Here is a 22,076-nt window from a genome sequence, read left to right as displayed (position 1 = left end):
CGGTCCCTTTCGGCCGTGCGTGGGTGGCAGACCGTAGCCCGGATCAGGACAAAGCGATCTCCTTCAGGCGAGCGTACTCCGCCTCGGTAATATCGCCAGCGGCAAGCAGCGCTTTGGCTGCTTCGATTTGCTGGGTGGCCGAAGGGGCCCCGGCCACGTCACGGATGTAATTCTCGGCCTCTTCAACAGATTCCCGGACCCGCATTTCGCTCCGCAAAGCCATGCCCTTGCCACGCATGATCACGTAAATCAACGCGGAGATAAAGGGGGCGATGAACAGGCACAAAATCCACAATACTTTGACACCGCCGTTGAGGGCCTTGTCGCGGAGGAGATCGGAAATGATCTGAAAGAGGAGGATCAAATAGGCAATGAAGAAAAAAGCAACAATGATGCTCCACAACGATTCCAAGAAGTTCATGGTGTCTTTCCCATCGTTCGTTCGGCCCGGGGCTGGCCCGTCGTCATCCGGCAAGGGACCCGTTCCCCTGCGGGGCCACAACACCATTTTCGATTCGGCTGCTCCCTCTTGCCTATGCCCGCGCTGGAACCGCAGCGATTGGACAGAAAGATCACCTACTAAGGGTGAGTGGAGTGGGTTGGGGAATTGAAGGTCCGGCGGTCACAAATTCCCCGTAACGACGCGGTTGCAGGCGGCTGTGAACTGTCCGTTACGCTGCTCAAAGCCACGCCACACCGCACGCTTAGGGCCACCAATGACGCACTCTTCCATAGCCAGGACCACTGCCGACCCCACCGTTATCCGACCGCTGGAACCAACGCCCAAACATAGCGTGGCCGCCGTCGCTCTCGGGGCTTTCGGCATGGTGGTTATCGTCGGCCTGTTTGCACTGTGCCTGCACATCCTCGCTCAACACTCACCGCGGGTCGGCCCGGTCTATGCCGGGTGGCCGGAGGCCGTCATGGACTCGCCGATGGCTGGCTTTCGCTGGTTTCTGGGAGACATGACCGAGCCCTTGTTCTTCGCGTCGGATCTCGCAGCACTCGGCCTGCTGGCAGGGGCGGCACTGGCGTGGTTTGCCGGCCGCCGGAGGGAAGGATGGGCTGGCTCGCTGACCTATGGGACCGGGCTCTGGCCCTGGGTGCTGGCGTCTGCGTCGCTGAGTCTGTTGCTGTCCAATCTGGCGTTCGGTTGGATGCTCGACGACGGGTGGCAACCAACGTTCGTTCCTTTTGTTTGCGTCGCGCCCGCCATGGTCCTTGTCTATGGGCCCGGTTGGAAGACCTGCCTGACAGCTGCGATTCTCGGAGCAAGCACCACCACACCTTTGGCGTTGCTGCTCATTCCCGTGGTGTCCACGCCGTTTGGCCTGCCCGTTGTCGTGGCGAATGTCCTCGCGATGTCCGTCGGTTCTGTCGCGTCATTCATCGTGGCCCGGCAGCTGCCATGGCTTGCCCTGCGGGAGCCGCACCAACCCGCACGAGAGCACCAACCGCCGTCGGGCGCTAACCTGACTTTCCGCAACGACGCCCTGTGGGCCGCCCGGCGGATCCTCAAGGACTTCACGGAAACGCATTTCTTCGCCAACGAACTCGCCAGCATAGGCATGATCCTGGGCGTCGCGGCAGCGTTCGTGCTGAACCCGGGGTTGCCGTCGTATGGCTCCAACCTGCTGCCCCACATACTGTTCGCCCAGGCGCTGACGTCGGCAATCGGCGTCGTCCTCTGGCAGCGCTGGTACCGCGGCGGAGGGTGGGCAGCTACCTATGCTTCCGTGGTATCCGTGGCCCCTGCTGCCGTGCTCGCTTACGGAGGTTCGTGGAGCGCGATAGTCGGCGGGGCCGTGCTGGGAGCGATCCTCGCGCCGCCCATCGCCAGGGCAGTTTCCGCCCGGCTGCCGGCCGGTTTTCATCCGGTGATCGGCAACACGGCAGCCATGGCGGTCTCGACGGCGGCTGCCTTGCCGCTGTTGGGGCTGCTTCCGCACTAGCTGCTGTGGGCGGGAGCGCTAGCCTCCGACGTGATGGATGGTGAAGGCGCTCAGGAAGCCGACAGCGGCAGTGAGTCCGGTGAGGTTGTGATGCTCTTCGAAGGCCTCGGGGATCATGGTGTCGGCAAGCATGGCAAGGATTCCGCCTGCAGCGATGGCGGTGATGAACGCAATCACGGTCTCGGGGGCGTTCTCCAAGGCGGTGTAGCCGATCAGGGCAGCGAGTCCGCTGAAAACTGCGATGCCGATCCATGTTCCAAAAACGTACGCGGGGCTTCGTCCGGCCTTCTTCATGCCGGCTGTACTGGAAAGGCCCTCCGGGACGTTGGAGATGAAGACGGCTGCCAGCATCGCCGGGCTCACAGCCCCGCCGGCGAGGAGCCCGACGCCAAGGACCACCGATTCGGGAATGCCGTCAATCAGTGCTCCGACGGCGATGGCCGTTCCGCTGCCTGGCGTGTCCTTCTCGGAGGGTTGGGGCCCGCTGGAGCGCTTTCGATGTTTGGCCCCGGCGCGCGCCAGCAGAACGTTCGAGCCCACAAAGATCAAGGCACCCACGAGGAAGCCAAGGATGGTGGGGACCAATCCGCCGCCTTGGACAGCCTCGTCCACGAGTTCAAAGGCAAGGGCGGAGATCAGGACGCCGGCGCCGAAGGCCATCACCGTGGAAACAATCTTGGGCGGGACTTTCCACAGCCAAGCGATACCGGCTCCGAGGACAAGGGCTCCGCCGGCCAGTGTTCCCCATAGCAGGGCTTGCAACCACATCGGCATTTATTGCGCCCTCTCATTGGCCTTCACGTGCACCATGCAGTGTTTCATATGGGGCTGGTGGGGCTTTGGTGAGTCTTGAGTTTTTCCTGAGGAAGTGTTGCGGGTTTGCAGGATTGGTTCTTGATCCTGGCCCGGCACAGTAGTTCTTGTCAGCCAGAGAGGCCGACAAGACGGCCGGCCGAACACGGTGGCCACCCGAAAGGAAACCGATTCAGATGGCCATCACCCTCAAGACCACCTCCGGCAAGATCCTCGCCTCCGTCGCACTGGTCGGCACCGCAGCCGCCGTCGCCGGCATGGGCACCTACGGCGCGTTCACCTCCTCCACCTCCGCCTCCCAGGCCGTCACCGCAGGAACCGTCACCATCGCCCTGGGCACCGGAGCCTCCAACACGCTGAACGTCCCCGTCGCCGGCCTCCTGCCGGGCGACAAGGTCGAAAAGCTCGTCACCCTGGCCAACACCGGCAACTCGGACCTGAACAACGTCACCCTCACCACCTCCGCCGGCGCCACCGCCTCCCTGCTCACCACCGACGTGACCAACGGCCTGCAACTGAGCATCGAAAACTGCTCCGTCGCCTGGACCGGCACCGCCGCCCCCTACAGCTGCGCCGGCACCAAAACCACCGTCCTGGCCAACGGCCCCGTGATCGCAGCGAACAAGGTCCTGAACAACCTGACCTCCCTGACCTCGACCAAAACCGACAACCTCAAGGTCACCACCGCGTTGCCCGCCACCGCGAACAACGACTTCCAGGGCGCCACCTCCACCGTCGGATTCTCCTTCACCGGCACCCAACGCACCGAAACCACCAAGTAAGCACCACCTGAAACTCCGGAGGCCGGCCGTTACGCCCTTTACGGCCGGGCCTCCGGTCACCAGCCCCGCCGGGCCTGGTCGGGCGCCCCCCTGCCCGATCAGGTCCGCCGGTATTTTTCCTGAGCCAGACTTGAGGATTTCCGGTAGGAAAGCCTGAGCCAGCTCACGCAGACTCTTTTACAGAAGACGATCAACACTCGGAAGGAACGCCAGGACAATGAGCACCCTCACCAGCATCAACGGACCAGCTCTCCACGGCCGGCGTTCCGCCTCGAAGCCCGCCGCCGCAACCGCGACCGCATCCGCCGTCGTCGAGACCGCCGCCGTCGACGCCGCAACCGAGTCTGTCGCTGTCAAGCCGTCCGCAGCGGCCCCCACGTTCACCAAAGCCGGCGCCTTCCGCCGGGTTGCCGGGTCGGCTGTGAAGTTCATCGGCATCGGCGCGCTGGTTCTCGCGGCCTTGGCATTCGTCCTGCTGGCGATTGGGCCGCGCGTCTTCGGATACCAGACCTCCACTATGCTGACCGGTTCCATGGCGCCCCTGATCAACCCGGGCGACGTCGTCGTGACCGTCCCAACACCCATCACGGACGTCAAAGTGGGCGACATCATCACGTACCACATCCCCGTGGAGGACCAGCGGGTAGAGACCCACCGCATCACCGAGGTCACCGCCACCGCCGACGGCGGCGTAGCCGTCCAGACCAAAGGTGACGCCAACAACGGCATCGACCCCTGGATCGCCACCCTCGAAGGCAAAACCGTGGACAAGCAGGTCGCCACCATCCCCTACGTCGGCAACGCCATCCGCGCCCTCCGCGAACCCGTCGTCATGAACATCCTGATGTACGGTGCACCGGCCATCCTGGTCATCGGAATGCTCGCCTCCATCTGGACCAAGGACCCCAACAAGTCAGCCCCGGAAGGCGCCGCACAGCCCCAGGCAGCAAGGGGTGACTGACGAAGCAGATCCGGTCCAGGCGCCGGAGCCATCCGTCCTGGAACCGTGCAGGCTGCAATCGCTGGCTGACGAGTTGGGAGACTCCACGCCGGCCATCCGTTTCCTCTCCACGTACCTGTCCATGTTGCCTGGCCGGATCCTGAGGATCTCCAACGGCCTGTGCAGGCACGATCCCGACGCGAGCATGGATGCGGTCCTGAGCTTGAAGATTTCCTCGGCCATGGTTGGAGCTTTGGAAACAGAGAACCAATGCCGGGCCATGGAAACGATGATCCGCGAGGACCACTTCGATTCAGCAGTCCAGGCGCTCCCGGAGCTTCAGAAATCCACCGACCGCTGCTTCGCGGCGGGGCCGCAGCTGCTCTCGAAGGCGCAGGAGTCCTTATGCAAGCGCCCGCAGGTTTGGCCGAAAGGTTAGCGGTCCGCCGGCACGGTTGTATCGGCGGCTTTGACCTCGTGCGGCACCAGGAACAGTGCGGCAACCGCCAGTAGGCCGGCGGCGGCGAACACGTAGAAGCCGGCAGGGTAGGCGATATTCGCGGCTACCAAGGTTCCCGTCACGGCAGGACCAACGATTGCGCCCAACCTGCCAACACCTGCTGCGAAGCCCAGGGCGGTTCCGCGGAGCCTGGCCGGGAACAACTGGCTGACCCAGGCGTAGACCAAAACCTGGGAGCTGAACACGAAGACTCCGGTGACGAACACAGCCGCGTTCAGGAGGATTTCGTTCTGGATCTTGACGCTGAGGATGGCCAGCAGGACCGCTGACAAGCCGAACCACACCAGCACGATCTTCTTGGTCCCATGTTTGTCTGCCAGGATTCCGGCCAGGAACAGCCCCGCCACGGCGCCAACGTTCAGGACCAGCAATAGAGTCAGTCCGGTGCTCACGGGATATCCGGCAGCTGCCATCAGCTGCGGCAGCCACGTGTTCAGCCCATAGACCAGCAGCAGCCCCATGAACGACGCGATGCCAATGCCAACAGCCACCATGGGGTACGGCTTCTGCAGGAGGTCGCGGAATCCGGTCTTTTGTTTGGTGCCGGCGGAATGCTCGACGGCGGGGGTTGCCTTCGCGGGTTCGCCCGCCTTGGCCGGGGCTGCCTCGGGCAGGGACTCGGGCAGCTTTGCCCACAGGAACGGCAACAGCACCAGTCCGGCCACGCCGCCGATGATGAACATGAGCCGCCAGTTGGGAACGATGAAAATGGCCAGCAGGGCCGTGGCCACGGCGCCCACGTGGTACCCGGTCATGGTCCGGGTGGTGGACTTGCCGGCTGATCCGGCCGGGGCGTAGTCGTTCATGTATGCCAAAGCGGCAGGGAGGCATGCGCCAAGCCCCAAGCCCGCAAGCAGGCGGAGAATCGAAAAGACTGCGACATTCGGAGCGAAGGCAACGCCGATGGTGAACAGCGAGAAGCCTGCCACACAGGCGATCAAGAGTCTTCGGCGGCCGAACTTGTCCGAGAGCGGCGCGATGAAGAGCGCACCCAAACCCACACCTACCAGGGAGATAGTGGCCGCGAAAGTAGCTCCCACGGCGTCGAATCCAAGTTCGCCGGTCTTGATGAGCGTGGGAATGACGGTGCCCAGGACCACGAGATCGAAGCCGTCCAGGACCATGGCCAGCCAACAGAGCCAAACAGGCCATTGGGAGCGGCGGGCAGATGGCATCGTTGGCATGGCGTCCTCGGCACTTCTTTTGTGGTTGGTCCCGACCAAAGAACGTTCGGTCGGTTATGAGAGTTGTATCACCGCCCGATGTAGCGTGGCACACGTTCTACCATTGAATGGAAGGTGCCCACCGGTGCCGGAAACAAAGGAGAGCGTCGTGGCCAACTCTGCGTCCGGTGATTCCGTGGTGGATCGCGTCGTGCGGGTGATCGAGGCTTTCCCGGAGGGAGTGACGTCCCTGCAGTTGACGGAGTTGGCCGACCGCGCAGGGCTCCCGCTGTCCTCGGCGCATCGACTGGTCCGCCAACTCTCCGAGCATGGGTTGTTGGATCTTGGCGCCGGCGGGACGGTCCGCCTGGGCTTGAGGTTGTGGGAACTGGTCAACCGCAATTCGCCCACGTTGGCCCTCCGCCAAGCGGCGATGCCGTTTATGGAGGACATACAGCAGGTCCTGAACCAGAACGTGAACCTCGCTGTGCTCGATGGCTGGGAAGCGCTCTTTGTGGAGCGACTTTCCCGGAGGGGATCGGTGGCCAACAGGGCGCGGATCGCCGGGCGGATGCCGGTCCACATTTCCTCTGCGGGACTGGCCTTGATGTCCCACCAGTCGCGTGAGCTGCAGGCGGAGTACCTCGAACAATTCGAAGATCCGACCGGAAAGGTGACTGCCGACGTCGTACGTCATTTCCTGGCGGAAGCGGCCCAGCACGGCTACGCACAACTCGCGGGCGTGGTGGATCCGGATACGTGGGGCATCGCTGTTCCCGTGGTGAATGGGAAGCGCCGTACTGTGGCGGCCCTCGGTGTTGTTGTCCCGCTGGCGGAGATGCGGTTGCAGGCGCTTGTCCCGGCGCTTCAAACAGCTGCGAGGGGAATCGGCCGACAACTCGGCGACTGAATCCAACTTCTGTTCAACGGAATGCGTGTAACGCCAATCACCCGCTGCGGGCCACACTGATTTCAGATTCATCCCGCTTCCGAGCAAGCCGGGATCCGCAACGAAGCGAGGAACAACCATGGCACGCACACCGATCACCACCCAAGTCGCCATCATGGGCGCAGGCCCCGCAGGCCTCATGCTCTCCCATTTGCTGGCCAAGCAGGGCATCGAGTCCGTAGTGGTGGAAATCCGCAGCCGCAAGGACATCCAGGAGACTGTCCGCGCCGGCATCCTCGAGCACGGCACCGTGAACCTGTTGGTGGATTCCGGCGTGTCCGATCGTGTACTGCGCGAAGGCGACCGGCACGATGGCATCGAGTTGCGGTTCAACGGCGAAAGCCACCGCATCAACTTCAAGGAACTCGTGGGCGAATCAGTGTGGCTGTACCCACAGACCGACGTGTTCATGGATCTCGCCGCGAAACGCGAGGCCGACGGCGGCGACGTCCGCTACAGCGTCACGGACACCACGGTGCATGACCTCGAAGGCAAGCCGAAAGTCTGGTTCACTGACGCGGACGGCCAGGACTTTGAAATCCAGGCCGACTTCCTGGTGGGTGCTGACGGATCCCGCAGCCACTGCCGCTTCCAGATTCCCGAAGCCAACCGCAAGTGGTACTTCCACGAGTACCCCTTCGCTTGGTTCGGCATCCTCGCCGAGGCCCCACGCAGCGCCGACGAACTGATCTACGCCAACTCCGAAAACGGCTTCGCACTGATCAGCCAGCGCACCGAAACCGTTCAGCGCATGTATTTCCAGTGCGACCCCAAGGAAAACGTGGCCGAATGGGATGACGAACGCATCTGGACGGAGTTCCGGAAGCGCGTCAATGGCAATGGGTTTGAGCTCAAAGAGGGGCCCGTCCTGGAAAAGATGGTCCTCCCGTTCCGCAGTTTCGTCCACACACCCATGCGCCACGGCAACCTCTTCCTGGCCGGCGACGCCGCGCACACAGTGCCGCCCACGGGAGCCAAGGGCCTCAACCTGGCGATCCACGACGTCAAAGTCCTCTTCGAGGGGCTCGATTCCTTCTACTCGAATGGCTCCACTGCGCTTCTTGATTCCTACAGCGACCGCGCCCTGGACCGTGTGTGGAAGGCCCAGCACTTCTCGTACTGGATGACGTCCATGCTGCACACCGTTCCCGGGGCCGACGACTTCGACCGCGCACGCCAGCTCGGCGAGCTGCACTCCGTGGTCACTTCCGAGCACGCCAAGGCTTACCTCGCGGAGTCGTACACGGGCTGGCCGACGTCGCGCTAAGTTCGGCACCGGCTTGCCATCTTGACCAGCACGCCAGCGCCCAAATCCCTACGTGATCGGGGTCTGCTTCAGGCGCGCCCGGGACTAGGACCCTTCATGTTCTGTGGGGTGTGTGGTGGTGGTTGCGTCGGGGTGTTTGGTGGGGGTCGATGTGGGGTGGGGGGATGAACCAGGGGACCCCGGTTGTCATGTCGATCCGCCATTGTTCTTTGTGGATGAGGTGGTGGTGGTGGCTGCAGAGCAGGGTGCCGTTGTTGGTTCCGGTGGTGCCGCCGTGGGTCCAGTAGGTGGTGTGGTGGGCTTCGCACCAGGGTGCGGGCATGGTGCAGTCGGGGAAGGCGCAGCCTTGGTCGCGGGCGGTGATGGCTTTGCGGATGTGGGGTGGGAAGATCCGGGTGGTGCGGCCGATGTCCAGGACGCGGGAGTCGCTGCCGAGCAGGACGGGGATGATGTCGGCGTCGCAGGCTATTTTGCGGATGGTGTTCGGGTGCATTGGGCCGGTGAACGTGGCGGTGCCTGTGTTCAAGCGATCGGTGCCAGTTCCTATGCCGGTGCCTGTGCCTGTGGCGGCGCCTATGGCTGTGCCGGTTTGTGTCCTGGTGCCGGGCTGGTGGTGGCCGGTGCCGGTGAGTTGTTCGAGGAGGTCGCGGTGGTCGATGGTGACGGTGAGTTGGGGGCGGAGTCCGCCGTTGGAGGGTAGTTTCCCGGTGGTCATGGCGAGGGCGCAGGCTCCGGTGAGGCCGTCGAGGAGTTTCTGTGCCCGGGAGCGGCGGTCCAGGTCCGGGCTGGTGCCTGTGCCTGTGCCTGGTCTATTGGTTCTGGTGCTGGTGCTGGTGCTGTTGGTGAGTCGTGGGTTGGTGGCGGCGTTCATGGTGGTGGTGAGGGTTTCGATTTGTTCGTCGGTGGCGAAGATTTCGAGGTGGTGGAGTCCGTGGCGGCGTCGGCGGCGGAGGAACGCGCCTTGGAGTTGGTGGAGGATTTCTTCGGAGGGTTCGGGGCCGTCGTGGTCGATCCTGTCGGCCCAGCGTTTGGTCATTGTGGTGACGAAGTCCGGGTCGGTCTCCACCGCGGTGGTGGTCAGGGCGTGTTCCATCCGGGTGATGGTGTCTTCGTCGGTGAGGTTCCGGACTTTGTCCAGGGCGGTGCTGATGACGGTCGCGGACCGGGACGGCACCAAAGCCGATCCGAGGGCCTCGGCGAGGATTCCGCGGCGGGCCGGGATTTCCTGCCCGGTCATGCCCTTTTGGGGGAGGACCTCGGCGGCGAGGGCAAGCCTGCGCCGGGCCTCGCCGATGCCGATCCGCAACCGGGCCCGCAGGAACTCTGCCGCGTTCCGGTACCCGTCATCCAAAACACTGGCCGCGGACCCGGACCCATCCACGGACAGTGCGTTGGTGGAACGTGCTTCACCAGCGGAAACTGGTGCCTCCGGAACTGTTGCCTCCGGAACCGTTGCGCCCGTGCCACTCGTTGGCTCTTCGGGTGTTTCCGTCCAGCCCGTCCGCCATTCCGGCGCTGCTGCCGAGGACCCCGGCCGGGAGTTTTGTGCCTCAAGCCGGGCCCGTTCCACCGCGTGGGCTGCGACGATCTGCAAGTACTCCACCGATCGGGAAATCTCCTCGACCTTGCCGGCAAAATCAGCAGCCTCAACAAAGCCGAACACTGAAGCCTCATCCGAGGCCGATTCACGAAGCGACCTCAAGGCTTCATCCGCCTGCGCAAGCGACACGCCCGCCATTCCAGGAGAAGGCAGGCCCGCTTCAATCAAGCCAGCCACGCGCTTGCTGTCCGCCGCCGGAATGACACGCAAGCCCGGAGCAACGTCAGCGGAGTGCACGCCTCCACCGGGTCCTATGTCCGAGGACCCGGTTTCCGAGGACACGGTTTCCGTGCCCAGTCCGCCAGGCAGCCCAGCGTCTTCGGAGCTCAACGCGACGGTGCCAACCGCCGTCGTGCCTTCGAAAGCCGCTGCCCGGGCGGGGCCGCCGACAGGCCGCAGGGACGGTTGACTCAGCAGGTCATTGGCGCGCGGCGAACTTGCCCGCCGTGCCACGATCTGCCCGATAATTCCCATGGCTAAACCCTGTCATGACAGTCGGCCATCTTTCGCTCCCAATAGCGCTATGTGGAAACCGGCGCTATGTGGAAAAAGTGATTGCGAGCCGCTCGCGCTGGCGGCGATCAGGTCCGCTGCACGCGGTGAACAGCTGACACTCCTTCAGTGGTGTTGTGGAGGAGCTGCAGCGCCTCGGCCCCAGGGGTTCCTGGCTCTGCGGCGTACATGAGGACACGGTGCCCCGACTCGTCGGGCGGTGTCAGCACCTCGAAATTCAGTTCCAAGTAGCCCACCTCCGGGTGCTGCATGTACTTCCGTCCGGACATGCAGTTCTCCACAGGGTGCTTGGCCCAGAGCGTAGCGAAGTCCACGCTTCCCAAAGAAAGTTCCCCAATGAGGGAAGCAAGCTCCTGGTCATCGGAGGACTTTCCTGCGACAAGTCGCAATGACGCTACGGCACGGCGGGCCTCCTCCGGCCAGCGCACATAAAGCTCCCTGGTGTGCTGGTCGAGGAACAACATCCGGGTCAGGTTCGGACGTGTTGAAGGCGCAGCAGGTGCGGTGTAGTCGAGGTGGCCGGCAAGGAGCCGATGTCCCAACGTATTCCACCCCAGCACTTCGCTGCGGCGTCCCAGGACGATGGCCGGCGTGCCGGACATGGACTGGATCAAACGCAGCGTTCCCGCCCTGATCTTGTCGGGTTTGGCAGGTGCCCGTCGCCGGGTTTTGACAGGACGCGCCAAGTTGAAGAGATGGGCGCGTTCTGCAGCATCCAGGTTCAAGGCACGCGCGATTGCACCGATCACTGCTTCAGAGGCATTTGTGCTGAGCCCTTGCTCCAACCGCGTGTAGTACGTGGTGCTGACACCGGCCAACATGGCCAGTTCCTCGCGCCGCAAACCGGGAACGCGCCGGAAGCCGTAATTAAGGACGCCGACGTCCTGGGGCTGCAAAGCTGCCCGGCGGACGCGAAGGAACTCCCCAAGTTCACTGTTTGTACCCATGCCCCCATTGTTCAGGCACCGGCCGGGATTGTCCTGTCACTGCCAGTGGTACCCACAGCGGGGTGTGGTTGCCGCACGGAAACGCGTCCACGCTGAACCCATGCCATCAACCAATGAAGTCCGCAATCCCTCAGCCGAAACAACGCCGAAGGGCATGACCAGCAAGCAACGGCTGGCGCTCGTGGTTCTCCTGACAGCGGGTTTCACCCTCGCCGTCGATTTCTCCATCCTGAACGTTGCCCTGCCCACCATCGGCGCCGACGTGGGGTTCTCCTTGGAAAACCTCCAGTGGGTCGCCACGGCATTCGCCCTGTGCGCCGCCGGCCTCACACTGCTGTTCGGGCGCGTGGCCGATGTGGCCGGGCGGCGGAAAGTGTTCCTGATCGGCATGGCACTCCTCGGCGCCGCGTCCCTGGCGGGTGGCTTGGCCACCGAACCGGCATTACTGCTGCTGGCAAGAGTGGGCCAAGGCGTTGCCACGGCCATGGTGGTGCCCGCGGCCCTTTCGCTGCTGTTGGTTTCATTCCCCGAAGGCCCATTGCGCGACAAGGCACTCGGGTTGAATGGCGCCCTCATGGCTGCGGGATTCACCAGCGGCGCCATCCTGGGCGGACTGCTGACGGACCTGCTCAGCTGGCGTTGGGCCTTCTTCATCAACGTCCCGGTGGCTGCCGCCGTGCTCCTCATCGCGCCCGTTGTACTCGCTGAAAGCAAGCCAACCATCAAGCTTCGGCTTGACGTCCCCGGCGCCATCACGGTGACCTCGGGCCTGCTGGCCTTGGTCTTCGGGCTCACCCATGCCGCCGAACACTCGTGGACCGATCCCCTCACGCTCGGTGCGCTTGCGGCCGCCGTCGTGCTCTTTGCCATCTTTGCCGGCATCGAAAACAGGGCACAGCACCCACTGGTACCGCTTAGCATCCTTCGGCGCTCAAACATCGCGTGGGGCAACACTGCCGGGGCCCTGGCGTTCGCCACCGAGACGTCGCTGGTGTTCCTGTTGACCCTGTATCTGCAGCAGGTCCTGGGCTACACCCCGCTGGGTGCTGGTCTTTCCTTCGCAGTCCTGGGCCTGGGCACGGTCCTCGGCGGCGTGCTGGGGCCAAAGGTGATCGCCAGGCTCGGCAGCAAGAAGGCAATTGTCCATGGCTTCGTTGTGCAGGCCATCGCTACGGGCGCGTTGATCATGCTCAGCGCCGACCCTGCCTCCATCGGGCTGCTGCTGGTGGCGACATTCATTGGGGGTGTCGCGAACCTCGTGGTCATCGTTGGCTTCATGGTTACTGCCACGTCCGGGCTGCCGAACGCCGACCAGGGGATGGCAACCGGGATGGCCACCATGAGCCAGCAGATCGGGATTACCCTGGGCATCCCGGTGATGAGTGCGGTTTTCACAGCCCAGTTGCTGGCCTCTCCAGCGAGTGACACGTCCGGTGTGCTGAACGGAATCACGGTAGCCATCGCAGTCAACGCCGCCCTCTGCCTCGCCGCAGCCCTGGCTGTGGCGGGGTTCCTCAAGCGGCCGGCTTCCGCCTGACGCCACGCAAGGCGGCACACGCACGACGGCGGCAGGTCGCCGTCGTGCGTTGACCTCGTCTGGTTCCGGCATCTGAAGCCGCGGTCAAGGCTGCTGCGACGCCGCCGCGGTCGGTTCAAGGTCGGCCAGGCTGAGCAACTGTGCAGGCGCATCCGGGAAGGGCACCGTGGAGGTCACTGCCAGATCCGCTCCCACGTGGACCAGTTCGCCGGAATCCATGGCCCGCCAGCCCGGATTGTGGTCCATTGGCTCGGTAGCGAAAAGGACGTGCGGGGATCGGGACAGCTCGGTGCTTCGCGAATGGATCCGCTTGCTTCGGGCCTCGAGTGGTGCTGCCGGATCCGGCGCGGCAGGGTTCCGTTCAAGCACATACAACGCATGTGTGGCCGGGTATCTCAGCGCCCACATGTCCGTTGCCGTGGTCAGGATGAAGTTGAGGCTGAACACCGGCAGTGCCTCGGCGATCCAGCCGATGGCGTGGGTGATGCCCGCGCCGACGTCCCCACCGGCGCGGCGGGTTTCAGCCGTGATGAGCGCGAACAGGCGCTCGCTGTCAGACTGACCCAGCACCAGGTCCATCACCCCGAGTTCGGTGAGGCGCTGATCGAGTTGCTCGAGCCCGTGGAGAACACCGTTGTGCGCAAACAGTCGCCCATCCTGCTCGAACGGATGCGTGTTGACCATGGTGAGCGCACCGGTGCTGGCGTACCGCACATGGGCAAGGAAGGTGGTGCTCTTCAGGTCACGCGCTTCGCGGGCGAAGGCGTGATCCTCCCACGCGGCCAGAGGCTGCTTGGCCACATGCGCCTTGCCTGCCGCATCAAAGGTTCCTATGCCGGCACCGTCAGGCTCCCGCCGGCTCTGAACGGACAGGCTGTCCGGGGCGTCCAGGAGCCAGAACGTGGCGCGGACCGGCCATGGACCGGCGTGGAGTCCGAAGAGTCGGCACATGGAGGTCTCCCTTCCAAGAGTCAGTGGTGGAAGCCCTCGGCCTGCTTGTCCGTGGGCATCGGTGCAGTGAGGCTGTCGAGGTAGTCCACTTCCTTCGTGAGGTCGGCCAGGAAACTGGACGCGAGATCGCGTGTGAAACCGTTGCGGACCACGATCCTCTGGACCGTTACGTCGCTCAAACCATCAGGCAAGGGATAGGCCGGAACAAGCCACCCATTCATGCGCAGGCGCTCGGATAGATGGTGGAGGTTCCAGTGCTCCGTGTGGCCGTCGGTGAGCTGCCACGCGAACACAGGGATGTCGGAACCATCGCTCCAGAGGGTGAACGCATCCATGGCTCCGATCTCGCTGGACAGGTACAGCGCGACATCGCGGGACGTCGCTTGGACGGACCTGTAGCCGGCAAACCCGAGACGGAGGAAGAGGTAATACTGCAGCAGGACCTGGGCGCCGGGCCGTGAGAAGTTCAGCGCAAAAGTTGGCATGTCCCCGCCGAGGTAGCTGACGTGGAAGATCAGGTCCTCGGGGAGTGCCGCTGCGTCCCGCCACACCACCCATCCGAGGCCGGGATACACCAGTCCGTATTTGTGGCCGGAGGTGTTGATCGAGGCTACGCGCGGGAGCCGGAAATCCCATACGGTTTCGGGTTGCAGGAACGGGGCCACCATCGCTCCGGAAGCGCCGTCCACGTGGATCGGGACATCCAGGCCGCGGCGTGCCTGGATGTCGTCCAACGCATTGGAGATCAGCTCCACCGGTTCGTACAAGCCGGTGTAGGTCACGCCCAGGATGGCCACAACGCCGATGGTGTTCGCATCCACGTACTGGTCCAGGTCGTGGCCGTCCAGCGTGGGATGTTCGGTGGAGACCGGGACGAAACGAGGCTCCACGTCCCAGTAATTGCAGAACTTCTCCCAACACACCTGGACCGCCGAGCTCAGGACGAGGTTGGGCTTCTCCGTGGACTCACCTGCGGCCCGCCGGGCATGTTGCCAGCGTCGCTTCAAGGCCAAGCCGCCCAGCATGCAGGCTTCGGAGGACCCGATGGTGGAGGTGCCGATGCTCTTCTCGGGGTCGGGGGCGTTCCACAAATCCGCCAGCATCCGCCAGCACCGGGTTTCGATGAGCGCCGTTTGGGGGTACTCGTCTTTGTCGATCATGTTCTTGTCGAACGTCTCGGCGTAGAGCTTCGCTGCTTCCGCTTCCATCCACGTCCCGACGAACGTCGCCAGGTTCAGCCGGGAGTTCCCGTCCAGCATGGCTTCGTCGTGGACTACCTGGTACGCGGTGCCCGGCAGGGATTCGCCGTCCGGCAGGGTGAAGCGGGGAAAGATAGTGGATTCACCGGGCCTGCTGAACAGGGGGTTGAGTTCGACGGCGGTGTCCGGTTGGTGGTGTGACGCTCGGTGGGATCTGCTCATGGGCCAGCTCCTTGGAATCGTTCGCCCGCAGCGGGGCAACCTGTCTGTGGCTCACGCTACCGGTCGAGGGCCAACCACCCAAGCAAGCAATTGCTGCTATCGCAAAAGCAGTGGCGATGGGACGATTTACTTATGGGCGAACAAGAGAATGTGCAGCCCGCCGCGCCGTCAGGCGGAGCGTTGGAGGACAGGGGAGACCCCACAACCCAGCAGATGCGGACCATCGGCCAGCGGCGGCGTGAGGCCGAGCGCAAGCTGGACCTTCATCTGGAGGAAGCGAGCCATAAGGGCGAACCGCCCGTTAGCGAAGGCGAGGATCATTCCGAAGGGTAGAGCCGCTGGATTGCCCCGGGTGCTTGGGGTGGCCGAGCGGAGTGTCGCTCTTATGGGCCTCTCCGTGGTGCAACTGCAGGGCGCTGTGGATGAGGGGGAAGTGGCTGAACGCCTGGGGAGTGTTGCCGAGTTGGCGCTGGGTTCGGGGGTCCCACTCCTCGCTCAGCAAACCAACGTCGTTGCGGAGGGTGAGCAGCCGCTCAAAGAGCCTGGTGGCCTCGCCTGAGCGGCCAATGCCCAGCAGTGCATCCACCAACCAGAACGAACAGGCCAGGAACACTCCTTCGTCGCCGGGCAGGCCGTCGTGTCCGGACTGGGTTCTGTATCGGAGGACCAGGCCGTCGTCGGTCAGTCCTTCCTGGATTGCTGCTACCGTTCCGGCGACCCTTGGATGGCGGTGCGGGAGGAATCCGACGCGCGGGATCAGGAGCAGGCTCGCATCCAGGTCCTTGCTGCCGTAGGACTGGACAAAGGTGTTGAGTCCCTCGTCAAACCCCTTGGTCATAACTTCCGCGTGGATTTCGCTGCGGAGGGCCGCCCACCTGTCGGCCGGGCCGGGCAGCCCGGAGGTCCTCACGCCCTTGACCATCCGATCCGCGGCCACCCATGCCATGACCTTGGAGTGGGTGAAGTGCTGCCTCGGTCCGCGCATTTCCCAGAGTCCGTTGTCCGGCTGGTCCCAGGCTCCTTCGAGATACTCCATCAGGGCGATCTGGATGTCCCAGGAGTTGTCCACGGTGCCGTCCTGGAAAGCCGCGCGCGTCAGGGAGAGGCCATCCAGGACTTCGCCCCACACATCCAGTTGAAGCTGGGGAGCCGCAGCGTTTCCGGTGCGCACCGGCATGGACCCTTCGTAACCGGAGAGCCACGGTATGTCCGCTTCCGGGAGTCTCCTCGCGCCGTCGAGTCCGTACACGATCTGAAGTTCCGATGGGTCGCCGGCGATAGCGCGCAGCAACCAGTCCCGCCACGCGGATGCCTCCTCGGTGTAGCCGGCCGCCAACAGGGATTGCAGGGTCAGGGTGGCATCGCGGAGCCAGCAGTATCGGTAATCCCAGTTGCGGGGTCCGCCGATTTGCTCGGGCAGGGACGTCGTCGCGGCGGCCACGATGCCCCCGGTTGGCGCATAGGTCAACGCTTTGAGGGTGATCAGGGACCGCTCCACGGGCTCCTTGTACTTCCCTGCCATCTCGCTGCGGCCGATCCATTCCAGCCAGAACGACTCTGTTGCTTCGAGCGCTCGAAAGGGATCGATCCGCCGTGGTTCCCGTTCGTGGCTGGGTGCCCAGCGCAGCACGAACGGAACCCTGTCGCCTGCGCGGACGGTGAAGTCGCTGTACGTTCGCTTGTCCCGGCCTTCAAGCGGGGCGTGGGTGGTGAGATAGGCCGAGTCCGGCCCCGCCACTGCGCTGATGCCGTGCTTGCTGTGCCGGACCCACGGCACCACGCTGCCGTAGTCGAAGCGCAGGACCAGCTCCATGTGCATGTCCACTTGGCCGGATATGCCCTCCACGATCCGCACCAGGTCCACGGCGTCGTCGCGGACCGGCATGAAGTCGATGACCCGGACAGCGCCGCCGTCCACTTCCCACTCCGTTTCCAGGACGAGGGTGTCCTCGCGGTAGTGGCGGCGGGTGCAGTTGCCGCCGTCGGGCGTGCCGGCAGGAGCCAGGAGCCAGCGGCCGGCATCGGGAGTGTGCAGCAAGGACGCGAAGCAGGCGGGAGAGTCGAACCGTGGCAGGCACATCCAGTCAATGGACCCGCTCCGCCCCACCAAGGCGGCGGTGTTCAAGTCCCCGATGATCGCGTAGTCCTCAATCCTGGCCATGGATCAGATCCTAGTCCGCGTCTCCTGCCAGACGGCTGAGGCCGTCAAGGATGAGGTCCAGGCCGAACCCGAATTCGTCGCCAAAGTCGTAGCCGGGTTTGAGGACATGTTCGACGGCGATCTCCACCATGCGCGGATACTCACCTGTGGCGAAGCGTTCCATGATGGGCTTGGTGATCTCGGCGGCGGTGTTGCGGCCTTCGAAAGGAAGGGCAGCTTCCTGGAGGACGAATCCGTAGATGTAGCTGTCCAGGAGTGCATAGGCGTGGGCGGTCAGCTGCACGGAGAATCCTGCACTCCGCAGCGTCGCAAGCGTTGCTTCGTGGTGGCGGAGGGTTGCCGGGCCGGGCGCTGTCCGGCTTTCCAGCAGCCCGACGGCCCAGGGATGGCGCCTGAGCGTAGATCTCATGCGGTGGGCCCGCAGCTGCATCTGCTCGCGCCAGTTTCCATCGGGCGCCGGCAGTTCGATTTGACTGAAGACCATGTCCACGATGCCATCCAGGATCTCGTCCTTGTTGGCCACGTAGTAGTAGAGCGACATGGGTTTGGTTCCCATGCTCTGGGCGAGCGTGCGGATTGTCAGTCCCGCTATGCCCGACTCGTCGGCGAGGGCAACGGCGCACTCAAGCACTCGCTCCCGGCTGAGGGAGAGTCGCTGGGATGCTGCGGGGGACACGGGACTCCTTGGTTCAGGGCTGGCCTCTAGCGGTTTAGTACAGTGTACGGTAATCTCATTGGTACAGCGTACGAAAACCGCAAACCCCAGCCCCACAAGTACTGAAAGGTCCGGCCATGACCACTGGTCAGCAAGCCAAGGAATCCCGTCACCACAAGAATCAGGCGTTGCAGGGTCCAACCATGCGGGCCATTGTGCAGGAGGGTTACGGTCCCGCCGATGTCCTCCATGAAGCACGGGTCCCACAGCCCGCCATCGCAGAGAATGAGGTGCTGGTGAAGGTCCATGCCGCCGGGCTCGATCGCGGTACCTGGCACCTCACCACAGGCCTGCCGTACGCGTTGCGCCCGGTCTACGGGTTCAAGACCCCGAAGAACCCTGTTCCCGGGCTGGACCTCGCCGGCACCGTGGAGGCCGTCGGCGCGAAAGTAACCCGGTTCTCCGTGGGCGACCACGTCTTCGGGTCAGGGAAGGGGGCCTTCGCCGAGTACTCCGCTGCCCGCGAAAGCCAGTTGGCCCACAAGCCGGACAACATCAGCTACGAGCAGGCGGCAGTGGTGCCGGTGTCCGCCTGCACCGCCCTGATCGCCTTGCGCGCGGGCGGCATCGACCCCGGCCGCGGCCCGTCATCGCAGGGGGTCAAAGTCCTGGTCACCGGAGCCTCGGGCGGAGTAGGCAGCTACGCGGTGCAGCTCGCCAAGGCAGCCGGTGCTGAAGTCACCGGAGTGGCCAGCACAGCGAAGGTGGACATGGTCAGTGCCCTCGGCGCCGATCATGTCATCGACTACTCCCAGCAGGGTTTCGCTGACGGATCCGTGCAGTACGACGTCATCCTCGACATCGCGGGAAACCCCTCCGTTTCGCGTCTACGCCGGTCACTCACATCGGCGGGGACGGCCGTGATCACCGGGGGCGAGGAAGGCGGCACGTGGACGGGAAGCATGGACAGGCAGCTCCGCGCAGTGGCGCTCTCCCCCTTCATCCGCCAGCGGCTCACCATGATCGTGGGCACGCAGAAGGCTGCAGATCTTGAGCTCCTAGCCGGGCTCCTGGACGCCGGAACCATCACGCCGGCCATCCACCGCACCTATCCGCTGGCGCAAGTCCCGGAGGCCATGCGCTACTTCGATGCGGGCAACGTGCGTGGCAAGGTGGCCATCACCATCTGAGGTCCGCGCTGCCCGACGCAAGGAACGCACGACGGCGGCAGGTCGCCGTCGTGCGTTACGCCTCCTTGCTGGGGCGGTCGGCTGATACTGCCGCCGGCGCGGGCGCCACGGTGGTTGGCTCGGCCAAGGGCGGCGTGTTCCGGTTGCCGCCGCGCTGGGAGGCGGCACCGGCGAAGACAACCAGCGCGATGCCGATGAACTGGATGATGGACGGTTGTTGGTGCAGCACCAACAACCCCAGAAGGACTCCGAATGCGGGCTCCAGCGACATCAGTGTGCCGAACGCAGTGGAGGTCATGCGGCGCAACGCCTTCAGCTCCAACACGAACGGCAGTACCGGCATCAGGATGGCTACGCCCAGCGCGCCCGCGAGGATGCCCCAGCTGAGGTGGCCCACTGCCTGCGGAATTCCGACGACGGCGGCCGTCACGGCGGCAATGGGGACCGTCAGCGAGAGAGCCCCGATTCCTGTGAAGCGATCGCCGATCAATTGCGTCAGCAGGATATATGCGCCCCATCCGGCCGCGGCAATGGCTGCGAACATGACGCCCAGCAGGTCGACGTGGCCGTGCCAGGGCTCGGTGAGCAGGACGACTCCCAGCAGCGCAAGAAGTGGCCACGCCAGGGCCCGGCGGTTGTGGCTGCGGACCGCCGCGACCGTCAGGGGGCCAAGGAATTCGATGGCGACCGTGGTGCCCAAAGGGATTCGCTCCACGGCGGCCAGGAACATGATGGTCATCAGTCCGGTAGCGATGCCAAGTCCCAGGAGCGGCAGGACGTCGTGCCGGCGAACGGAGCGCAGCGGTGGCCGGGCGATGGCCAGGAAGATGATGGCTCCCAGGCTGAGCCGCAGCCACGCCGTTCCGGCCGGGCCGACCTCGGCGATGAGCCCCACGGACAAGGCGGAGCTCAGCTGCACCGAGAGCATCGCTGCCACGGCGAGTCCCCAGGGCGGAATGGGGCCGCCTTTGGGGGCGCTCACGAGCTGGTGCCCTGGCCGGGGTTATCGGCCTCTTGCCGGTGCCCCGAACCCACGCCCGGCTCAAACACTGCGAGGATGAATCTGGCTGGCCCGGTGCCCTGGTTGGCGTAGGAGTGGGCAACGTCGCCGGGGAAAGTCATGGAGTCGCCCACTTCGAGGGTCACCATTTGTTCCCCTGCATCGACGGTCACGGTGCCGGCCTGAACCTGCAGGAGTTCCTTGGTGCCCGGGGCATGTGCCTCGCTGCCATGGCTGTCGCCGGGGCCCAGGGTCCAGTCCCACAGTTCCACCACGTCCGGCGACTCGGTTCCGGCCACCAGTATTCCCCGGCCGCCCTGCCCGCTGGTCCACAGTGCGGCGCCTTCGCCGCTCCGGGTGATTTTGACCGGCTTCGGGAGTGGCGGCTCCACCAGTGCCGGTAGCCCGACGCCCAGGGCGTCGCTGATCCGAAGCAACGTGCCGATGCTGGGATTCGCCGCGCCTTGCTCCACATTGACGATCATGCGGCGGCTCACGCCGGCGGCCGCAGCCAGCTGGTCAAGGGTCCAGCCGCGGGTTTGGCGTTCCTGCTTGACCCTGGCGCCGATGGCCAGGGAAAGGGTAGTGGTGCTTTCATCCATAAGTGCATAATACTGCACCGAGAGTGCACTGGTTGTCTTGGCGATTTGGGGTCTAGCCGGGATCCCGGCCCCGTGCTACCACTGAGCTAGGAACAAAACCCTAAGGAGAAATTGTGGCCGAAGACCTGCCTGTCCTTGTTATTGGTGCCACGGGATTCCTGGGTGGCCAAGTGGTGGACGAGCTTCTCAAGGGCGGTAAGAAAGTCCGCGCACTGGTGAGGCCAAAGTCCAATGCCGCCAAGCTTGAGGCCAAAGGCGTTGAGATTGCGCGCGGAGACATGTTGGACGCCGCCTCCTTGATTGCCGCGATGACGGGAGTTTCAGCGGTGGTGTCGACCGCGGCCGGCTATACCCGGAACGACAAGAACGCCAAGGCGATCGATACCTACGGGAACAGCAACCTGGCGGTCGCTGCCAAACAGGCCGGCGTGCCCCGATTCGTGCTGATCAGCATTGTCACCAGCGACCAAACTCCGCAGATCCCGCATTTCTGGAACAAGAAGCTCGCCGAGGATAAATTCGAGGAGCTTGGTGTTCCGTTCGTGGCCCTCCGGCCGGGCGCCTTCTTTGACCAGGCGGTCGGGATGGGCGGAGACCCGTTCGCGAAGGGGCGCTTCGTGTGGCTGGGTTCGAAGGACGCGCGGCTGACGTTCGTCCTGGCCAGCGACGTCGCGAGGTACCTCGCGGAGGCTGTTGACGCGGACATCGTCGAAGGGGAGCGCATCGACATTGGCTGGAGCCGGCCTGTGAGCATCCAGGAAGCTGCGGAGGTGGCGGGGCGCCGGGCAGGCAAGCCGATCAAGGTCATGACCGTGCCGGCGGGTGCCATCGCCGGGCTTGGCAAGGTCACGTCGAAGATCCTTCCGCTGGTGGGCGATATGGCAAGCATGGTGGCGTGGTTCGAGACCGGAAAATACATTGCGGACACCACCCGGCAGGAGCAGGTGTTCGGGCCTGCGCCAACCCCGGAAGATGCCATCGCCAGGCTGGCCGCCCGCTACGGACACTGATTGGTGCGGTGGCGCAATGTCTGGTGGAGGCCATAGATCATAAGTATGCTGACGGTACAGATTCGGCCGGAGTTCCCTGACCATGCGCCGAACGGACACGAGG

21 protein-coding genes are annotated in these 22,076 nt (G+C 64.4%); 10 read left to right on the top strand and 11 right to left on the bottom strand.

Annotated elements, in window-relative coordinates; genetic code table 11:
* Window positions 1–43: 43 nt before the first annotated feature.
* Window positions 44–421, bottom strand: coding sequence for an SHOCT domain-containing protein (locus J3D46_RS03190; RefSeq protein ID WP_253465056.1), 378 nt, complete (start codon window positions 419–421; stop codon window positions 44–46).
* Between the two features lie 295 nt (window positions 422–716).
* Here J3D46_RS03190 and J3D46_RS03185 point away from each other — a divergent pair, with 295 nt between their 5' ends.
* Window positions 717–1,952 carry a hypothetical protein gene (locus tag J3D46_RS03185; protein ID WP_253465053.1) on the top strand — a complete coding sequence of 412 codons (1,236 nt, stop codon included), beginning with the start codon at window positions 717–719 and terminating at the stop codon, window positions 1,950–1,952.
* Window positions 1,953–1,970: 18 nt separating this feature from the next.
* On the opposite strand, the gene J3D46_RS03180 is transcribed toward J3D46_RS03185, so the two are convergent.
* Window positions 1,971–2,726 (bottom strand): ZIP family metal transporter, encoded by a 756-nt coding sequence (locus J3D46_RS03180; RefSeq protein ID WP_253465050.1) that lies wholly within the window; start codon window positions 2,724–2,726, stop codon window positions 1,971–1,973.
* 215 nt (window positions 2,727–2,941) lie between these two features.
* Here J3D46_RS03180 and J3D46_RS03175 point away from each other — a divergent pair, with 215 nt between their 5' ends.
* From J3D46_RS03175 to J3D46_RS03165, 3 genes are all read left to right on the top strand, one after another.
* Window positions 2,942–3,547 (top strand): TasA family protein, encoded by a 606-nt coding sequence (locus J3D46_RS03175; protein WP_253465047.1) that lies wholly within the window; start codon window positions 2,942–2,944, stop codon window positions 3,545–3,547.
* A 217-nt stretch (window positions 3,548–3,764) separates the two neighbouring features.
* A complete protein-coding gene (locus J3D46_RS03170; protein WP_253465044.1) occupies window positions 3,765–4,508 on the top strand; it encodes a signal peptidase I in 744 nt (247 codons plus the stop codon).
* Window positions 4,501–4,926: an Hpt domain-containing protein gene (locus J3D46_RS03165; RefSeq protein WP_231342269.1), complete on the top strand. Its 426-nt coding sequence runs from the start codon at window positions 4,501–4,503 to the stop codon at window positions 4,924–4,926. Before J3D46_RS03170 ends, J3D46_RS03165 begins: the two co-directional genes overlap by 8 nt.
* On the opposite strand, the gene J3D46_RS03160 is transcribed toward J3D46_RS03165, so the two are convergent.
* Entirely contained in the window at window positions 4,923–6,191 is a 1,269-nt protein-coding gene (locus J3D46_RS03160) for an aromatic acid/H+ symport family MFS transporter (protein ID WP_231342271.1), read from the bottom strand. The two genes, J3D46_RS03165 and J3D46_RS03160, sit on opposite strands and share 4 nt — an antisense overlap.
* A 148-nt stretch (window positions 6,192–6,339) precedes the next feature.
* Between J3D46_RS03160 and J3D46_RS03155 the strand changes: the two genes are divergently transcribed.
* Window positions 6,340–7,080, top strand: coding sequence for an IclR family transcriptional regulator (locus J3D46_RS03155; protein ID WP_231342274.1), 741 nt, complete (start codon window positions 6,340–6,342; stop codon window positions 7,078–7,080).
* 118 nt (window positions 7,081–7,198) lie between these two features.
* On the top strand, window positions 7,199–8,386 hold the full coding sequence (locus J3D46_RS03150; RefSeq protein WP_231342276.1) for a 4-hydroxybenzoate 3-monooxygenase: 1,188 nt from the start codon (window positions 7,199–7,201) through the stop codon (window positions 8,384–8,386).
* A 94-nt stretch (window positions 8,387–8,480) separates the two neighbouring features.
* Here the strand turns inward: J3D46_RS03150 and J3D46_RS03145 are convergent, their stop codons facing one another.
* Together J3D46_RS03145 and J3D46_RS03140 are read right to left on the bottom strand one after the other, a co-directional pair.
* Window positions 8,481–10,460: an HNH endonuclease signature motif containing protein gene (locus J3D46_RS03145; RefSeq protein WP_253465041.1), complete on the bottom strand. Its 1,980-nt coding sequence runs from the start codon at window positions 10,458–10,460 to the stop codon at window positions 8,481–8,483.
* Between the two features lie 107 nt (window positions 10,461–10,567).
* On the bottom strand, window positions 10,568–11,446 hold the full coding sequence (locus J3D46_RS03140) for a helix-turn-helix transcriptional regulator (protein ID WP_253465037.1): 879 nt from the start codon (window positions 11,444–11,446) through the stop codon (window positions 10,568–10,570).
* A 154-nt stretch (window positions 11,447–11,600) separates the two neighbouring features.
* Here J3D46_RS03140 and J3D46_RS03135 point away from each other — a divergent pair, with 154 nt between their 5' ends.
* A complete protein-coding gene (locus tag J3D46_RS03135) occupies window positions 11,601–12,983 on the top strand; it encodes an MFS transporter (protein ID WP_374110831.1) in 1,383 nt (460 codons plus the stop codon).
* An 84-nt stretch (window positions 12,984–13,067) separates the two neighbouring features.
* On the opposite strand, the gene J3D46_RS03130 is transcribed toward J3D46_RS03135, so the two are convergent.
* The gene (locus J3D46_RS03130) at window positions 13,068–13,934 is read right to left on the bottom strand and encodes a class II glutamine amidotransferase (RefSeq protein ID WP_231343051.1); all 867 of its coding nucleotides are present in this window, start codon (window positions 13,932–13,934) and stop codon (window positions 13,068–13,070) included.
* Between the two features lie 20 nt (window positions 13,935–13,954).
* A complete protein-coding gene (locus tag J3D46_RS03125) occupies window positions 13,955–15,355 on the bottom strand; it encodes a glutamate decarboxylase (protein WP_253465032.1) in 1,401 nt (466 codons plus the stop codon).
* A 132-nt stretch (window positions 15,356–15,487) separates the two neighbouring features.
* Between J3D46_RS03125 and J3D46_RS03120 the strand changes: the two genes are divergently transcribed.
* Window positions 15,488–15,688, top strand: coding sequence for a hypothetical protein (locus J3D46_RS03120; protein ID WP_231343054.1), 201 nt, complete (start codon window positions 15,488–15,490; stop codon window positions 15,686–15,688).
* On the opposite strand, the gene J3D46_RS03115 is transcribed toward J3D46_RS03120, so the two are convergent.
* Together J3D46_RS03115 and J3D46_RS03110 are read right to left on the bottom strand one after the other, a co-directional pair.
* Window positions 15,657–17,516 carry a glycoside hydrolase family 15 protein gene (locus J3D46_RS03115; protein ID WP_253465029.1) on the bottom strand — a complete coding sequence of 620 codons (1,860 nt, stop codon included), beginning with the start codon at window positions 17,514–17,516 and terminating at the stop codon, window positions 15,657–15,659. The genes J3D46_RS03120 and J3D46_RS03115 overlap by 32 nt on opposite strands.
* Window positions 17,517–17,526: 10 nt before the next feature.
* Entirely contained in the window at window positions 17,527–18,192 is a 666-nt protein-coding gene (locus tag J3D46_RS03110) for a TetR/AcrR family transcriptional regulator (RefSeq protein ID WP_253465026.1), read from the bottom strand.
* Window positions 18,193–18,308: 116 nt separating this feature from the next.
* Between J3D46_RS03110 and J3D46_RS03105 the strand changes: the two genes are divergently transcribed.
* A complete protein-coding gene (locus tag J3D46_RS03105) occupies window positions 18,309–19,361 on the top strand; it encodes an NAD(P)-dependent alcohol dehydrogenase (protein WP_253465022.1) in 1,053 nt (350 codons plus the stop codon).
* A gap of 55 nt (window positions 19,362–19,416) precedes the next feature.
* Here J3D46_RS03105 and J3D46_RS03100 read toward each other — a convergent pair whose 3' ends face one another.
* Both J3D46_RS03100 and J3D46_RS03095 read right to left on the bottom strand, forming a co-directional pair.
* On the bottom strand, window positions 19,417–20,289 hold the full coding sequence (locus J3D46_RS03100) for a DMT family transporter (RefSeq protein ID WP_253469134.1): 873 nt from the start codon (window positions 20,287–20,289) through the stop codon (window positions 19,417–19,419).
* A 50-nt stretch (window positions 20,290–20,339) separates the two neighbouring features.
* Entirely contained in the window at window positions 20,340–20,963 is a 624-nt protein-coding gene (locus J3D46_RS03095) for a helix-turn-helix domain-containing protein (protein WP_231343062.1), read from the bottom strand.
* 113 nt (window positions 20,964–21,076) lie between these two features.
* On the opposite strand from J3D46_RS03095, the gene J3D46_RS03090 reads away from it, so the two are divergent.
* Entirely contained in the window at window positions 21,077–21,973 is an 897-nt protein-coding gene (locus J3D46_RS03090) for an SDR family oxidoreductase (protein WP_231343063.1), read from the top strand.
* Window positions 21,974–22,076: the final 103 nt, after the last annotated feature.

The organism is Paenarthrobacter sp. A20 (genome assembly GCF_024168825.1).
Classification (GTDB): domain Bacteria; phylum Actinomycetota; class Actinomycetes; order Actinomycetales; family Micrococcaceae; genus Arthrobacter.
This window is presented reverse-complemented; position numbering and strand designations above follow the sequence as displayed.

Bases quoted from the DNA above. Each gene is read 5' to 3' on its own strand.
- J3D46_RS03190 (WP_253465056.1), bottom strand. From the start codon at position 421: ATGAACTTCTTGGAATCGTTGTGGAGCATCATTGTTGCTTTTTTCTTC.
- J3D46_RS03185 (WP_253465053.1), top strand. From the start codon at position 717: ATGACGCACTCTTCCATAGCCAGGACCACTGCCGACCCCACCGTTATC.
- J3D46_RS03180 (WP_253465050.1), bottom strand. From the start codon at position 2,726: ATGCCGATGTGGTTGCAAGCCCTGCTATGGGGAACACTGGCCGGCGGA.
- J3D46_RS03175 (WP_253465047.1), top strand. From the start codon at position 2,942: ATGGCCATCACCCTCAAGACCACCTCCGGCAAGATCCTCGCCTCCGTC.
- J3D46_RS03170 (WP_253465044.1), top strand. From the start codon at position 3,765: ATGAGCACCCTCACCAGCATCAACGGACCAGCTCTCCACGGCCGGCGT.
- J3D46_RS03160 (WP_231342271.1), bottom strand. From the start codon at position 6,191: ATGCCAACGATGCCATCTGCCCGCCGCTCCCAATGGCCTGTTTGGCTC.
- J3D46_RS03150 (WP_231342276.1), top strand. From the start codon at position 7,199: ATGGCACGCACACCGATCACCACCCAAGTCGCCATCATGGGCGCAGGC.
- J3D46_RS03145 (WP_253465041.1), bottom strand. From the start codon at position 10,460: ATGGGAATTATCGGGCAGATCGTGGCACGGCGGGCAAGTTCGCCGCGC.
- J3D46_RS03140 (WP_253465037.1), bottom strand. From the start codon at position 11,446: ATGGGTACAAACAGTGAACTTGGGGAGTTCCTTCGCGTCCGCCGGGCA.
- J3D46_RS03135 (WP_374110831.1), top strand. From the start codon at position 11,601: ATGACCAGCAAGCAACGGCTGGCGCTCGTGGTTCTCCTGACAGCGGGT.
- J3D46_RS03130 (WP_231343051.1), bottom strand. From the start codon at position 13,934: ATGTGCCGACTCTTCGGACTCCACGCCGGTCCATGGCCGGTCCGCGCC.
- J3D46_RS03125 (WP_253465032.1), bottom strand. From the start codon at position 15,355: ATGAGCAGATCCCACCGAGCGTCACACCACCAACCGGACACCGCCGTC.
- J3D46_RS03120 (WP_231343054.1), top strand. From the start codon at position 15,488: ATGGGCGAACAAGAGAATGTGCAGCCCGCCGCGCCGTCAGGCGGAGCG.
- J3D46_RS03115 (WP_253465029.1), bottom strand. From the start codon at position 17,516: ATGGCCAGGATTGAGGACTACGCGATCATCGGGGACTTGAACACCGCC.
- J3D46_RS03105 (WP_253465022.1), top strand. From the start codon at position 18,309: ATGACCACTGGTCAGCAAGCCAAGGAATCCCGTCACCACAAGAATCAG.
- J3D46_RS03100 (WP_253469134.1), bottom strand. From the start codon at position 20,289: ATGCTCTCGGTGCAGCTGAGCTCCGCCTTGTCCGTGGGGCTCATCGCC.
- J3D46_RS03095 (WP_231343062.1), bottom strand. From the start codon at position 20,963: ATGGATGAAAGCACCACTACCCTTTCCCTGGCCATCGGCGCCAGGGTC.